The sequence below is a fragment of the Campylobacter blaseri genome, assembly GCF_013201895.1.
GTDB classification, from domain to species: Bacteria; Campylobacterota; Campylobacteria; order Campylobacterales; family Campylobacteraceae; genus Campylobacter_B; species Campylobacter_B blaseri.
In genome coordinates this window covers 1,570,420-1,585,610 of sequence record NZ_CP053841.1, presented here as the reverse complement: position 1 = coordinate 1,585,610, position 15,191 = coordinate 1,570,420, and the positions used below count along the sequence as shown (strand labels likewise).

The following is a 15,191-nucleotide window of genomic DNA, read 5'->3' as shown; positions in this document are numbered from 1 at the left end:
ATGGAGAAACAACAATGAAACAAATATTTAAAAAAGTAGTATCTGTAATTGTAAGCTCACTACTTATAGCACAACAAAGTTTAGTTGCAAACAGCATTGTTATAGATAAAAATGCTCCTATTAAAAACCAACCATCGCTAGATAAAGCAAGAAATGGTGTGCCTATAGTAAATATAGTAAAGCCAAATAATAATGGTCTTTCTCATAATAAATTTTCTAACTATAATGTAGAAAAAGAGGGTCTTATACTAAATAACTCAAACAGAAGAGATACAAGCACTAATCTTGGCGGTTATATATATGGAAACAAAAACTTAGCAAACACTAAAACTGCAAAAATAATCTTAAACGAAGTAACAAGTAAAAACAGATCAAAACTTGAAGGTTTTACTGAAGTAGCAGGAGATAGGGCATCTGTAGTTATAGCAAACCCAAATGGTATCTATATAAATGGTGCTGGATTTATAAATACAGACAAAGCTACAATCACAACAGCAAATCCAAATATAAAAAATGGAGATATAAGTAGTTATGATGTAAATGATGGACTAATTGAAATTCAAAAAGATGGGTTAAATACTAAAAATGTTAATAAAGCAGAACTATATGCAAAAACAATAAAAATAAATGCAAAGATAAATGCTAATAATTTAGATATTATAACTGGTGAAAATAAAATACTTAGTGATGGAACTATAGTGCCAAAAGATAGTTCTAACCATGCTACAGTTTCACTTGATTCATCTGCTCTTGGTGGAATTTATGCTAATAAAATTAAATTAATTGGAACAAACAAAGGTGTTGGAGTAAATTTAGATGGTGAAATTTCAGCACAAGATAGTTTGGAAATAAGCACTAATGGTAAAATAGTTTTAAACAAAGCACTATCTAGTTCAAATGTTAAAATCACTTCAAACGATGAACTAGAGTCAAATACAATATATGGTTCAAATGTTAATATTAATGTTAAAAAGAGTGTTAAAAACAGAGATATCATTGCCTCAAAAACAGATATAAATATAAATACAAGTTCATTAACAAATGACAATTTAATTGCCTCAGGGGTAAATACTAAGCTAGAAGATACAAAAAAAGGTAGTTTAAACATAGATGCAGATACCATTAAAAATAAAAATCTTCTTTATGCAAAAGATGATATAAACTTAAATGCTAAAACTCTTAAAAGCTCTAAAGACTCACAGATAAACTCAAAAAAGAGTATAAATATCAAAAGCCAAAATATAGACAATGAAGAAAGTGTAAAAATCACTGCAAAAGATAATTTAAAAATCAATAATAAAAATGATATAAACTCAGACATATTTAACTCTGAAAATTCCAACATAGTTGCAACAAATGGAAATTTAGATATAACATCAAATAGTATAAATCTTAATAATTCAAACCAAATAGCAGCTTTAAATGATATAAATTTTAAATCAAATAATGCAAATATAAATGGAGTAAATCTCTTTTCTCAAAACGCAAATATAAATATAAACTCATCAAATTTAAATGCAATAAAAGCAAATATTGGTGCAAATAAAATAACTTTAAATATAAAAGATAAAATTGATTTAAGTAGTTCAAAAGTGTTAGCTATGAAAGATTTAGGTATAAAAACTAAAGATTTTAATAATCAAAAAGCTAACATTAATGCTAATGAACAAATAGATATAATAGCTACAAATTTAAATAATAGTGAAGCTAAAATAGCCACAAATAGTAATTTAAATATAAATAACATAAAAGAGTTTACAAATAATAATGGTTCTTTGCTATCTAATAAAGATCTAAATTTAAACTCTATAAATTTTAATGGTAAAAGCTCAAACATTCAAGCAAAAAATATATCTATAAACTCAGACATATTTAACTCTGAAAATTCCAACATAGTTGCAACAAATGGAAATTTAGATATAACATCAAATAGTATAAATCTTAATAATTCAAACCAAATAGCAGCTTTAAATGATATAAATTTTAAATCAAATAATGCAAATATAAATGGAGTAAATCTCTTTTCTCAAAACGCAAATATAAATATAAACTCATCAAATTTAAATGCAATAAAAGCAAATATCTATTCAAAGCTATCAACAAATATAAACACCAAAGAAAACATCTATGCTAAAAATATAAATCTTCAAGCAGATAAGATAGATATCAAAGCCAAAGATTTAATACTTTCGCAAGAAAAGATAAACAAAGATGATTATGATTCAAAACTAATCTCTAATACAACAATAAATATAGATGTAAATAGTATTAAAAATATAAATGGCTATATAGCAGCCTTAAAAGATATAACAATCTCATCAAATAATCTAGACAATAGTTATGGCTTAATAACTGCAAATAAAGACTTAACTATATCAACAGACATTTTTAAAAACAAATTTGGCTCAATTATAAGTGGTAAGAACTTAATGCTAAACTTAGCTAATTACAATGATACAAACTCAACTATCCAATCTAACAAAATAGAGTTAAACTCACAAAATTTAGCCTTAAATCATTCAAATATAATATCAACAACTAAAGATATAAATTTAAATATAAAAGACAGTATAAACTTAGATAGTAGTTTACTATATTCAAAACATAGTATAGATATAAACTCTAAAGAGTTAAATGCTAATAGATTAAAAGCTCAAGCAAATAGTGATATAAATTTTAATATCTCAGATATAAATTTAAATAATAGTAATATTTATAGTGTAGCAGATATTAACTCTAAATATAAAAATGGCTATAGACAAGGAGATATTAATTTTAAAACAGAAAATCTTCTTTTACAAAACTCAAATTTAGCTTCAAAAGATATATCTATAAAAACAGAAGATAATAAAAAAATTGATTTATTAAGTTTAAATAACTCAAACTTAGAGGCAAATCAAGATATAAACATCTTCACAAAACGAGTTAACTCTCTAAGCTCGACTTTAACATCATTAAATAACTTATCACTATATATAGATGATGTAAAAATAGATGATTTTAAAAGCTCAAATTTTAGTAGTAAAAATATAGCTTTAAATGTAAACAAAGATTTATCGCTTAATAATACAAATAGCTTTAGAGCAGCCAAAGATATAGATATAAATGCAAATTCCATTACAAATAGCTCAACTTTTATATCTAATGATAAAATAGATATAAAAGCAAATGATTATATAGAAAATAGTGGTTTACTCTCTTCACTAAACTATATAAATTTAAAAGCTAAAAACTATATAACAAATAATGACTTAGCAACCAATCAATCTGCTATAAAAAGTGCTAGTATTGAAATTAATACAGAAAAATTAACAAATCATGCACTTATCTTATCACTTAAAGATATGAATATAAAAGCAAATAACATACAAAACTATGGAGCAATAGCACTATCAAGTAAAAATAGTGATAGTTTAAATATCATCTCTAGCAATCTTAAAAACTACAACACCATATATTCAAACAATATCTTAAATTTATACATTAAAGACACTCTTATAAATAAAACAGATAAAACAAAGGTTGACTTAGGCGATGAAAAATCAATAATCTTTGCTAAAAATGGTATTAATATTCAAGCAGATAAGGATAGAAGCTTAAGAACTAAAAAGATTATAAATGATAAAGCTACAATACAATCTTTAAATGGCAATATTAATATATTTGCTAATAGTTTGGAAAACTTAAATGATAAGGTAGAAATTGGCATAAAAGATGATGAAAAAGAAAAAATTAATCTAAAACAATGTCGAGGTAAAGGATATCTCAGTTGTAAGAAGTCTATATTTAGTAGATTGAGTAAAACTTCAATAGGCGAAGAACCAATTATAGAAGATATAAAAAAAGAAGAGATTGCTAATGGTAAATATTATAATGAAGCATATATTGGTAAGGAATGTTTTTTTAACCAAAATAATTGTTTAAATCACGACGGAAGTGCCATAGTAAATGGAGTTAAATACTCTAAAAATGAGATAACTATTATTAAATCATATTGGTCTGCAGGATACAAAATTCATTACAAAGATAGAAGTCCTAAAGCCGATACTCTACCTAAATTTCATTCAGGAAAAGTGGATTCAGATGAAATTATAAAAAGATTAAAAGAAAAGTATAAAAATTTCTCTGATGTGTTTAATGTTGAATATAATAGAAGATATTATCTTAAACTAAAATCACCATACTATGTAAGTAATGCAAAACAATACTACTTTTATTATAATTCCAAAAAAGATTATTTACTAAAAGATGTAAATATTGCCAATGGTGGGCTTATCTTATCTGGTAAAAATATTAATTTAGATATTGGTAATATTAGTAACTATTTAAGCACAATCTCTGCAAAAAATAGTTTAAATTTTAAAGATACAACTTTAAATAATCAGTCTGAAAATTTATATTTTTACAATAAAATAACTGGAAAGTATGAATATTGTTATAAAGAATGTAATAGTTTTTGGCATGATCCAAACTACACATGGGCTACTCTTCCTCCAATAGAAAATAGAGTTAAAATTGATTCAATTGATTCAGTCATAGAAGCTGGCAACCAAATTACAGGTAATTTAGTAGAGCTTAATAATGAAAACAAAGCCAAAATTAATAATATTGAGTTTACTACCTACGACCCAAATATAGATACAAATATAAATAAAGTAGATATTACAAATAATATAATCAAAAAAGAAAATGAGTTAGTAGATATAAAAGATAGTATAGAAAAAACAGACAATAACATAAACTTATTAAAAGATAGTATAGAAAAAGTTAAATCTAATAAAATTATAAATACCATAAATGATAATTTTAACTTATCTAAAAATAAATATTCATTTTTTATTCATAACCCTAATAATCCAAACTATCTAATAGAATCAAACCCATTATATACAGATTTATCACACTATCTAGGAAGTAGCTACTTTTTACAAAAAATAAACTATAGAAGTGATAGAAAGATAAAATCAATTGGAGATGCAGCCTATGAAACAAAGCTCGTAAGCGATGCATTAAAAAGACATTTAGGAAGAGCTTATATAGATGACAACTACTTTACTGATCCAAACGCTCAGTATGTTAAACTTATGAATAGTGCTGTAAATCAAAGCTCTATTTTAGGATTAACCTTAGGTAAAGAGCTAACACGGGAGCAATTAGCAAATTTAAAAGAAGATATAGTTTGGTATGTAAGTAAAACTATAAATAATGAAGAGGTATTAGTTCCTATAGTATATCTTGCAAAAGATTATAAAAAAACAGATGGTGCAACAATTATTGCAAAAAATATCAAACTAGATATAAAAGATGATTTAATTAACTCTGGAAATATAATATCAAAAGATTATTTAAATTTACAAGCAAATACTATAACAAACAACACAGGATTACTAATATCAGGCAAAAAGATAAACTTAATAGCTAATAATGACATAGTAAATAAAAATGGTGCAACTATAAAATCTAATGATATAAATATACTTTCAAAATATGGAAGTGTTATAAATGAAACATTTGTAAATCAGGTAAAAAGTGGAGATAACTATAATAACACAACCTATACACAAATAAGCAAACCATCAAGCATCATTGCTAAAAATGGTAATCTAGTAGTATTAGCAAACAAAGATATAACAAACATAGCTAGTAATTTAAAAGCAAAAGAGACTATTACTTTAGCTACACAAACAGGTAGCATAGATGTAAATACAAAAGAGTTAAAAGATGAGTTTAATGCACAAAAGGGAAGAAACTTTTATAAAAGTAAAGATACTAGCTATCTTAGTTCTAATGTAGAGGCTAAAGATATAGTTATAAACTCAAACAAAGATATAAATATAGAAGCTAGCAATCTTAAAGCAGATAACCTAATAAACCTTAATGCAGATAAAAACATAAACATAACTGCTTTAAATAGTGTAAAATATAGAGATATACAAACATATTCAAAAGGCTCATTTGGTAGTTCAAAAACCAAAAGAGATATGAGTTATAAAGAGAGTGTTAACTCATCTTCATTACAAGCTAAAAACATACTCTTAAACTCTAAAAACGATATAAATTTAGAAGCTAGCAAACTAAAAGCCCAAGATAACATAGTAGCAAATGCAAAAGCTGATATAAATGTATTTGCAAAAGATTATGCAACAAAAGAGCTTCACTATAAAAAGAAAAAAGGATTTGGAGGATTTAGTAAAAGTGTAAGCCTAAACTCAAAAGATAACTTAAACTTACATAGTGCCAAACTTCAAACAGAGGCTAAAAATATCATATTAAACTCAAACAAAGATATAAATATCTTAGCAAGTGAATTATTAAGTGCTAGTGATATAGAGCTTAAAGCCTTAGATGATGTATTAATATCTTCAAGACAGGAGTTAGAAAAAACTATAAACTATAGTAAAAAAACTAAGTTTAACCCACTTGGGGTTTTAAACCTAGTTGGTATAGATGTTGCACCTTTATACTTAGATAAGCTTCATAAAGATGATAATGTAAAATCTAAAAGCAAAGAAAGTATCTTAACCTCTAAAGGTAATACAATCATAGATAGTGGTAGCACATCTATAATTGGCTCAAATATAAACTCAGACAAAAATATATACATTAAAGCAGATACTGGCAAGATAAACATCATCTCAAGTCTTGATACTTTAAATAGACAAACCCTAGATAAAAAAGTAGAAGTTAAGGTCTCAAATTTAGCCAAACAGATTAAAAATGACATAAAAGGGTTAAAGGATTTTAATACAAGAGTTAAATTACAAATAGCAGAGGCAACTTATGATAAAGAAGCCAAGATATCTAAAGATACACTAAATAGCTCTTCAAATTTATTTGCAAAAGAGGATATTATATCTAGCTCCATTAGTGATACAAACATAAAAGGTAGTAACTTAAAAGCAGGTGGAAATGTAGTTTTAAACTCAAAAATTGGTGATGTAAATATACTTAACTCATCTGATACAAAAGATGAAAATGTAAAAGAGGAGCATTTAAAAGCTGCCCTAAGCCTCACTGCTCAAAACGAGTATGTAGAGATAGCCACAGCTGTAAAACAAGCCCAAGAAGCTGCTAAACAATTAAAAAATGCAAAGAGTGATTATACTAATTACAAAAAAGAGGTTAAAAAGTTAGAAAATAAATTAAGTGAGTTAAAAAGTGATTATAAAAACAAAAAGGTTGGAGTTGATTATAGTGATATAGAAAACCTAGTAGATATAGTAAATAATCTAAAATCACAAGAAAAATACTATCTAATAGATATAAGTGCAGCAACCATAAATCTAGCTACTAAAACATCAGCCATAGCTTCTCAGGCTGCTGCTGCATCAGGTTCAAACCTTACTTATGGCTTTTCTGTAGGAGTAAGTGCAGATGTAAGTGGAGAAAAATCAAACACAACCTCTACCTCTACCACCTCCACCCCATCAAACATATATGCATCTAATATCTTAATAAATACAGATGAAAAACTAAATACTAATACAAATATTAAAGGAAGTAATCTTATAGCTAATGATGAGATAAATATAAATACTCATAATCTAAATGTAAGTGCAAGTAGTAACTTTGGCTCTACTAATAAAAATACTAAATCAATAAATGGTAGTGTAAACTTTACTATGTATGGAGGAGGTGGAGGAACTGCCTCTATTGGATATGGACAAAGTAGATATGACTCTAACTCTTTAGCATTCAACAACTCAAATTTAAAAGCTAGTAATATAAACATTAATGCAATAAATGATGCTTTATTTAAAGGTACTACTCTAAGAGCTAATGACACCTTAAACTTAAAAGCAGGTAATAACTTAGATGTAATATCTTTACAAGATAAGTATAGCTATAGTAATAAAGGCTTTAATGTAAGTGCTGGAGTAGGATTTGGAAATAGCAATAAAGCACCAAATAGAAAAGATGCAAGTATAGATATAAAAGGAATATCTTCAGCAAATGCAGGCTTTAATACAGATAACTCTATAGGATTAAACAAACAAAGTGTATTAACATCTCTAACAGCTAATAATGTAAATATAGATGTTAAAAACAATACCCACCTAAAAGGTTCACTAATAGCTAGTGGTAAATTTACAGATGAAGGTAACTTTATATATAATGAAAATCTAAACTTTAAAACAGATACCCTTACATTTGAAAACCTATCAAATACTAATTATAGTAGTTCTAAATCTACAGGTATAAATATAAATCTAAGTCTAAAAGATAAAGAGAATAACACTAATGATACTACATCAAATAGTAGTAGTAATAAAGATATTAACTTAAACAATGATAATATTAAAACATTAGCAACAAATAACAATATAAACAATAAAGATAGTAAAAAAACTACACTAACAAATAGTGTAAATAGTAATGCTAATTATAACTCAAACAATAAAGTAAATGATATATCTAATAATATCTCATCACTAGCTTATAGCTCATCAAATTCACTAAATGTAAATAGCTCTAAAACTTTAGCTACATTAGGTAAAGGAAGCATAACTATAATAAATAAAGCCAACTCTGATGATTTAGCAAGACTAAACACAGATACATCTAAACTCTCACTTGAACTATATAACTCATATACTAGCTCTAAAGTAGATGCTAGCTTGGATACAAGATTACTTAGTAAAGAGGGAAGAAAAGATATAGAAGATGACTATAATATGGCAACTGCTATTACTAAAGCTATATATCAAATAGCCTCAACAAATAAAGCAAGCATAGGAAGCTTCTTTAAAGAGAATGAAAAGTATGTAAAAGTATATAATACTTTAAAACATATAGTAGCAAATGATACAAACTTAGCTAACTATCTTAAAGATCCAAATTTAGATATAGAAAAAAAGCAAGTTATGTTAAATGTATTAACATTAAATGTAATGCAAAACTTAGGCTATATACCAAATGATACTAAAGTAATATATACAGATGCCATAGGTTCAAACAATACACCTATAAAAGGACACTATAATATAGATACTAATGTAAATTACATTAATGACAAATATAATAAAAATACAAAAGAGCTAATTACAAGTTTAGGTCATGAGATGACTCATGCTATAGATAATCAAAAAGGTATACTTATACTAAATGACCCTGACCAAAACAGATATGCTACTATATTTGGAAAAGACTTAGCAGACTTTAGTAATAAAGCTTTAAATATAATAACAGATAAAAGCTTAGCAAAGACAAATAACCATAACCTAGATATAGTAACTACAAATAACTCTATATTTAACACTAGCCACAATACACTAATAAACAACAATAAAGAGTTTATTAATTTAGATAAGAGTAAAGGGGATGATAAAATATATATTTATAGAGATAAAGTTCTTGCTATGGATAAAATAAACGACAATAAAATAGTTGACCTTACTACTTGGGAGGCAATATCTAATGGATATCTAAACAAAGATATAATAAATTTAATCACTAAAGGACGCATTGCATTATTGCAGGATTATACGAAAATACTGAACACTCCAGACAATAAAAAATATAAATATCAGTATGATTTAAACAATCCTGTGGATTTTGAAAAACTTAGAAGTAAAACCCAATTAAATTATGATAATGTCGATTTAAATTCTAAAATAGTTTTTGTTAATGGAATGGGAAATAACCATGCAGAAGCTTTAGAAATATTGAAAGAATTTAAAAAGGATTATGGAGATAATGTAGGTTTGATTAATAATGTAAAAGGACCGCTTTTGTACATTGGAGATGCTATAGAATGGCTACCAAATTTTCTTACTAAAAAAGATGTTTTGACAGCTTATAAACTTAAACAATTATCTCCAGATACTATTATTGTAGCCCATAGTGCTGGAAATGAAGATATTTATAAAGCAAATAAAATAAATAAAATTCAAAATGTAAAAACACCTTATAAATTTATATCAGTAGGTTCACCTAAATCAGCAACAGGTTTAAAGAAAAGCATGCAAGCAGTTGATGCTAAATTCATAATTCAAATTAATCATCCACATGATCCAATTGCAAATGGTTGGTTAAATTCAGATGCAAATTATGAATATAAAAATTGGAATGACCTTATAAAATATCATCCTTTTTTGGAACAATATTATGATGCAATAGAACTGTTTATTGAGGATAAAAAATGACTAAACGAGCCAAAAAAGTTTTAATTTTATACTATTCTGTATATATTTATACATTTATGTTTTGCTATGGTTTGATGTTTAATGCATCAGACAAAGCATCAGATGTTATAAGTTCAGTAATGAACATCGCCATTGGCTCTATTGTATTTGTATTGATATTTTTGATTATACAAAAATCAATCAATTTTACAACATTTGTTTTATTGGCTATATTTTCAGTTGTTTTGTTTGTTTATAATTTTTTTGAAAGCTTATTGATAGCATCATCTTTGTATGATATTGATGGAAATGGTGGATTTATAAGAGAAAGTATTTTAAACGATACAAACTATGATTTTGCATGGTATGAGGTTCTTTTTTGGAATTTTATATTTTCTTTGCATTATCCAATGTATATAGAGTTTGTTTTTAAGCCTTTTGTAAATTTTTTGGATAAGATAATTTATAATGATAAACTATATAGCAAAGGTTTGAGATGACTAAAAGAGCCAAAAATATAATAATTTTGTATTTTTCTATATATCTTTACTTTAACTTTATATACAATATATGCACTTATAGTGGCTTTTTTATCAAAGCTAGTGAGGGGTTTAGTTTTTTTACCATAATAGTTTTTGTTGCTATTAACCCAATAATTTTAGTTTTATTGTTTTTGGAAAAATCTCTAAATTTAAAAATATTTATTTTGTTTGTCTCTTTTTCTTGGATTGTTATTAGCTATGGATACATTAGTTCTTTACCAAATCCTAATAATACTCCAGACTCTGTTTACGAGTATTTAGGGTTTAAATTTATATTTTCTTTACACTATATAATTTTTATAAAATTTATCATAGTGCCTTTTGTAAACTATCTAGATAAGATTTTTACAATTAAAAAAGAACAAAATATAAAGAATATAGAAGTTCAAATAACTAATGAGTATAAAAAACAATTAGATAAAGGTGAATGAGATGAAAAATTTACCAATAATAAAAAGTATTGATAATTTACAAGAAATACAAGATAAGTTTTGCGAGTTGATTAGCGATGATATTGATAAAATAGTTGAAAAGATGAGTGAAAATCATACAAGTAGACTTTTAACTATGTTTGAAAAAACTTTAATCAAAAATGATGATAGGCTTGAACTTTTAAATGATGATTATTTTAAAATGACTAAAGAGGATAGCTATCTTAAGTTTATTTTAGAGGTTTTTAGGCAAAATGATAAAAATTGCATAGTTAATACAAATTTGTTTAATGTAGGATATGAATACTTTTTAGACTATCTAAATATAGGCATTGATAGAAAGTTTCAGTATTTGTTGCTTCATCAATATATGAATTTTTATGGCAAAAATTGTTCATACTTTTGTGTAGAAGATGAAGAGATTTTAAAACTACTTTTTACCTTTATTTTAAGGGAGAATTTGGTTATAAATTATTTTTTGTTTCCAAAAGATGAGATTTGCTTGATTAGTAATTATGATTGCTCTTTTCCAATATATTTTAAGGATAAGAGCTTAGTTTTTAAATATAGCGACATAGCTAATGAAAATGAACTTTATTTAATATAGATGATTAAAAATGAAAAACAGCGAATATATTTTAAAAAATGAATCTTTGAAAAATAGCGAAGTTACATTTAGCGGTAATTCTATTTTAAAAGATGTCATAAAGGAGTATGCTTATAAACACTATAATGGTGATTGTTTAAAATTTGATTTTTTAGGAAAAATAGATGTGGATTTTAGAGCAGTTTTATGTATATATAAAACAAAAAATGATGAAGACAGCTTTTTGGATATAAATTTAGATGAGTATGATTTAAAATTTGGTTTTAGCATTTTTGATATAGTTAATGAATTTAGTAATTTAGAGCATTGCCTGTTTATTAAACTAAACCAAGATGAAATTTTGCACCAAGTTTTACTTTATATATCTTATGAAAGATTTGAAGGTGGGTATTTCGCTAAAGGTAAATTTATGGGTTCAAATTTTAAAAATCTCAAATTTATAGGTATTTGTGGAGATTTGAAAAATGAAAGATTAATTAAATCTATAAATTTGGATAAACTTTATAAAACAATGCCAACACTATCTAAAGAAAATGATTTTTACGTGACTAAAATTTTGGATTTAAAGCGAAATTACAAATTTAAGGATAATTAGTGAGAATTAAAGCATTAGAAGATAGGAAGATGGAAGTTATAGCAGGACTTAGTTTTAACTCAGTTGTAGAAAAAGGAGATGAATATGATGTATATGGAATATTGCTTTTACAAGATGAGTTATATTTTTTAGTATGTTCTAATGATGACTTTAGATCATATTGTTGGGCTTTGGCGTCATTGTTTGAAATACTTGATCCAGAGTTGCCAAATAATTGGATATTTGCAAAAACTTTTTTAAATGATAAAAATGGATATATTTGTTCATATGATGAGTTATCTAAAAATACATATGAACATTTTTTTAATATAGGATGGAACGAATTTCCCAAAGATATTAATATTTTACTAAATGCTATACAAGTTATGTATAAACACACAGATAAAATAAAAGAAGAGGGAATTTATGGAAATCATCTAAGAAAATTAATGTCTTGGAGTAAAGAGAACAAAGAGGCAAATTTTAAACTTGATATTGCAGAGTGTGTAAGTATAGAAATTTCAAATTTTACAGGAAAAACAAATTTAGATATTGTTGATGATAAAGATGAAAATTGGTTTAGTATAGAGGCTAATAAAGACAAATTTAGTGCATACTCAAGCCTAGATAATCTTGAAATAGTATTAAAATATGCAAATGAATGGGTAGGAGTTTGAATTGGTAATTAGCAGAAAGGGAAAGAGATGATAGTAAAAGCTATAAAAGAGTATGAATTTAAAGATAGCAGTAAAGAAAATCGTAAAAGCATTGTGAAATTTGGAAATGAATTTGAAGTTTATGGAGTGCTTTTTGTAAAAGACGATGTATTTTATCTTTTAGAAGATGGGTTATTTTATCTAGCTTCGCTATTTGAAATTTTAAACCCACAAATTCCAAAATACTGGGCATTTTCTAAATTTAGTAAAGATGAGTTTTATAATGTATTTAAATATGAGGATTATATAGTAAATGGTGAAAACTTTTCTGGTTTATTTGATTGGAATTTAGAAGCTTCAAAAGAGCTTAGAAATTTAAGAAAAAATAGATATTTTACCTTTAATGAAAGAAGAACAGATGATTTTTATGGTCATTATATGAAAAAACTACTCTCCTGGAAAAATAACCATAAAGATATAAATTTCAAATTTAGCATTCAAGATAAGGTTAGTTTAGAAATTTCAAATTTTACAGGAAAAACAAATTTAGACATTGCTAACAATAAAGACAAAAGCTGGTTTAGTATAGAGGCTAGTAAAGACAAATTTAGTGCATACTCAAGCCTAGATAATCTTGAAATAGTATTAAAATGTGCAAATGAATGGGTAGGGATTTAAAATTATTAAGTAGAAATAAAGCTAAACAATAAATAAAAAGAGAACCTAAATGCTAAAACATATACTATCACTTTTACTAACATTTAGTTTCTCTTATGCAAATTTATATCTGAATTTAGATGTAAATTTGCAGACAAACCAATATTTAAATTCAAAAAATATAATGGCAACTAAAGGAGATAGATAATTAAGGTAGCAATTATATAGTAAAATTAAGAAAGAAAGATAATTCAGTAATTATTGCCGGAAATAATAAAGATAAATTTTTAAAACTTTATGAAGAGTATGTTAAAAAACCAGTTAGAGAAAATCCTAGTTTAATGTATAAGGAGGGATGGAAATAATGAGGCAATTTTATAAACTATTACAAGAAGATGACAGAAAACTTTATGCAACTATAGAAAAGGGTCATGAGTTTGATTTTTGGGAAGAAGATATATATAAACTACCTTTAGAATATCCATATAAACTTAAAATGGTAAATGGGGAGTTAAAAGACTATACAGGTAGTAGAATTCGTCCCATATTTAGTAAAAAGTTAAGAGATATTATAAATGAATTTGTAGGAGAAGATGAGATAGAGTGGATACATTTAAAAGTAGAAAGCAAAGATGGCTCTTCTTTAGATGATGCTTATGTTCCAAGATTTAAACCTGTGCCACATATGTTTGATGTATTAAATGAAGAACTAACTATATTAACTAGTGATGGAGATATTATGGTTGATAGATTATCAGCAGAAAAAACAAAAGATAAACATTTTATAAGATTACTAGAAAATACTTTAAAAAATTATGTTTCACAAGATTTAAAAAAAGCTATGGTAAAAGCAAAAGTAACTGGTGTAACATATAAAAAAGAGAAGATGTATCCATAAAAGAATTAAGGAAGATGTTTGTATAGAAAAAGATATGGATATAAAAGCTTTATAGTAAATTAAAATATAAACAAAAAATTTAAAGAGAAATTAAATGCTAAAACAAATACTACTACTTTTAATAACATTTAGTTTCTCTTATGTAAATTTATATTTAAACTTAAATGAGAGTTTAAACTAATAATGCAATATAGATAAATTATAAATTCACAAAAAAGGGAAAAAATGAAAAATTTTTTAACGATTTTAATTTTATTAGTAGTGTCTTTGCTTTTGGGTGGTTGTGCTAGTCAAAAAAATAATATTATTGTATCTATTGTTACTGAATGTCAAACAGATAACGGAGTTATAGACTGGACTATTGTAGAGATTCCATCTTATGGATTTATTCCTGATACTATGGCAGGACCTGCAGCCTTAAAAGGAAATGATGGTGGTTTTTACGATAGTATAAACAGCTTAATAAGACAAGGAAATAAAAACATAGCAATAATTTCAAGAAGTAAGCAAAAACTTAAATACTACACTCAGCACATGCTTCAAGCAGCTGGAAATAACCAGTATCAAGATGTAAATTTTTGTATTTTAGATGTAAAGCCAGATGAAATCTTGCTAAATGAGCAAAACCGAACTAAGGCAAAAATTCAATGGAGTAGTTAGATAAAATTTTGGACTTATATTTAATTTCTAGGAGAACTTCTC

At 25.7% G+C, this 15,191-nt stretch carries 10 protein-coding genes; all 10 read left to right on the top strand.

What is annotated here, in order from left to right:
* The first annotated feature begins 14 nt into the window (after positions 1-14).
* The 10 genes from CBLAS_RS07840 to CBLAS_RS07795 all read left to right on the top strand — a co-directional run bounded on the left by CBLAS_RS07840 (position 15) and on the right by CBLAS_RS07795 (position 15,149).
* On the top strand, positions 15-10,145 hold the full coding sequence (locus CBLAS_RS07840; protein ID WP_172658212.1) for a two-partner secretion domain-containing protein: 10,131 nt from the start codon (positions 15-17) through the stop codon (positions 10,143-10,145).
* The gene (locus tag CBLAS_RS07835; RefSeq protein WP_106872269.1) at positions 10,142-10,624 is read left to right on the top strand and encodes a hypothetical protein; all 483 of its coding nucleotides are present in this window, start codon (positions 10,142-10,144) and stop codon (positions 10,622-10,624) included. The genes CBLAS_RS07840 and CBLAS_RS07835 overlap by 4 nt, the downstream gene beginning before the upstream one ends.
* Complete coding sequence (locus tag CBLAS_RS07830; RefSeq protein WP_106872267.1) at positions 10,621-11,097, top strand: hypothetical protein; 477 nt, start codon at positions 10,621-10,623, stop codon at positions 11,095-11,097. Before CBLAS_RS07835 ends, CBLAS_RS07830 begins: the two co-directional genes overlap by 4 nt.
* 1 nt (position 11,098) lies before the next feature.
* Entirely contained in the window at positions 11,099-11,704 is a 606-nt protein-coding gene (locus CBLAS_RS07825) for a hypothetical protein (RefSeq protein WP_106872265.1), read from the top strand.
* Between the two features lie 10 nt (positions 11,705-11,714).
* A complete protein-coding gene (locus CBLAS_RS07820) occupies positions 11,715-12,299 on the top strand; it encodes a hypothetical protein (RefSeq protein ID WP_106872263.1) in 585 nt (194 codons plus the stop codon).
* Positions 12,299-12,955, top strand: coding sequence for a hypothetical protein (locus CBLAS_RS07815; protein ID WP_106872261.1), 657 nt, complete (start codon positions 12,299-12,301; stop codon positions 12,953-12,955). Before CBLAS_RS07820 ends, CBLAS_RS07815 begins: the two co-directional genes overlap by 1 nt.
* A 27-nt stretch (positions 12,956-12,982) precedes the next feature.
* Positions 12,983-13,612 (top strand): hypothetical protein, encoded by a 630-nt coding sequence (locus CBLAS_RS07810; RefSeq protein ID WP_106872259.1) that lies wholly within the window; start codon positions 12,983-12,985, stop codon positions 13,610-13,612.
* A 49-nt stretch (positions 13,613-13,661) separates the two neighbouring features.
* Entirely contained in the window at positions 13,662-13,799 is a 138-nt protein-coding gene (locus tag CBLAS_RS07805) for a hypothetical protein (protein ID WP_157940034.1), read from the top strand.
* Positions 13,800-13,955: 156 nt separating this feature from the next.
* Positions 13,956-14,489, top strand: a complete 534-nt coding sequence (locus CBLAS_RS07800; RefSeq protein WP_133169621.1) for an imm11 family protein — start codon at positions 13,956-13,958, stop codon at positions 14,487-14,489.
* A 225-nt stretch (positions 14,490-14,714) separates the two neighbouring features.
* Complete coding sequence (locus CBLAS_RS07795; protein WP_106872255.1) at positions 14,715-15,149, top strand: hypothetical protein; 435 nt, start codon at positions 14,715-14,717, stop codon at positions 15,147-15,149.
* Positions 15,150-15,191 lie beyond the last annotated feature (42 nt).

Bases quoted from the DNA above. Each gene is read 5' to 3' on its own strand.
- CBLAS_RS07840 (WP_172658212.1), top strand. From the start codon at position 15: ATGAAACAAATATTTAAAAAAGTAGTATCTGTAATTGTAAGCTCACTA.
- CBLAS_RS07835 (WP_106872269.1), top strand. From the start codon at position 10,142: ATGACTAAACGAGCCAAAAAAGTTTTAATTTTATACTATTCTGTATAT.
- CBLAS_RS07830 (WP_106872267.1), top strand. From the start codon at position 10,621: ATGACTAAAAGAGCCAAAAATATAATAATTTTGTATTTTTCTATATAT.
- CBLAS_RS07825 (WP_106872265.1), top strand. From the start codon at position 11,099: ATGAAAAATTTACCAATAATAAAAAGTATTGATAATTTACAAGAAATA.
- CBLAS_RS07820 (WP_106872263.1), top strand. From the start codon at position 11,715: ATGAAAAACAGCGAATATATTTTAAAAAATGAATCTTTGAAAAATAGC.
- CBLAS_RS07810 (WP_106872259.1), top strand. From the start codon at position 12,983: ATGATAGTAAAAGCTATAAAAGAGTATGAATTTAAAGATAGCAGTAAA.
- CBLAS_RS07805 (WP_157940034.1), top strand. From the start codon at position 13,662: ATGCTAAAACATATACTATCACTTTTACTAACATTTAGTTTCTCTTAT.
- CBLAS_RS07800 (WP_133169621.1), top strand. From the start codon at position 13,956: ATGAGGCAATTTTATAAACTATTACAAGAAGATGACAGAAAACTTTAT.
- CBLAS_RS07795 (WP_106872255.1), top strand. From the start codon at position 14,715: ATGAAAAATTTTTTAACGATTTTAATTTTATTAGTAGTGTCTTTGCTT.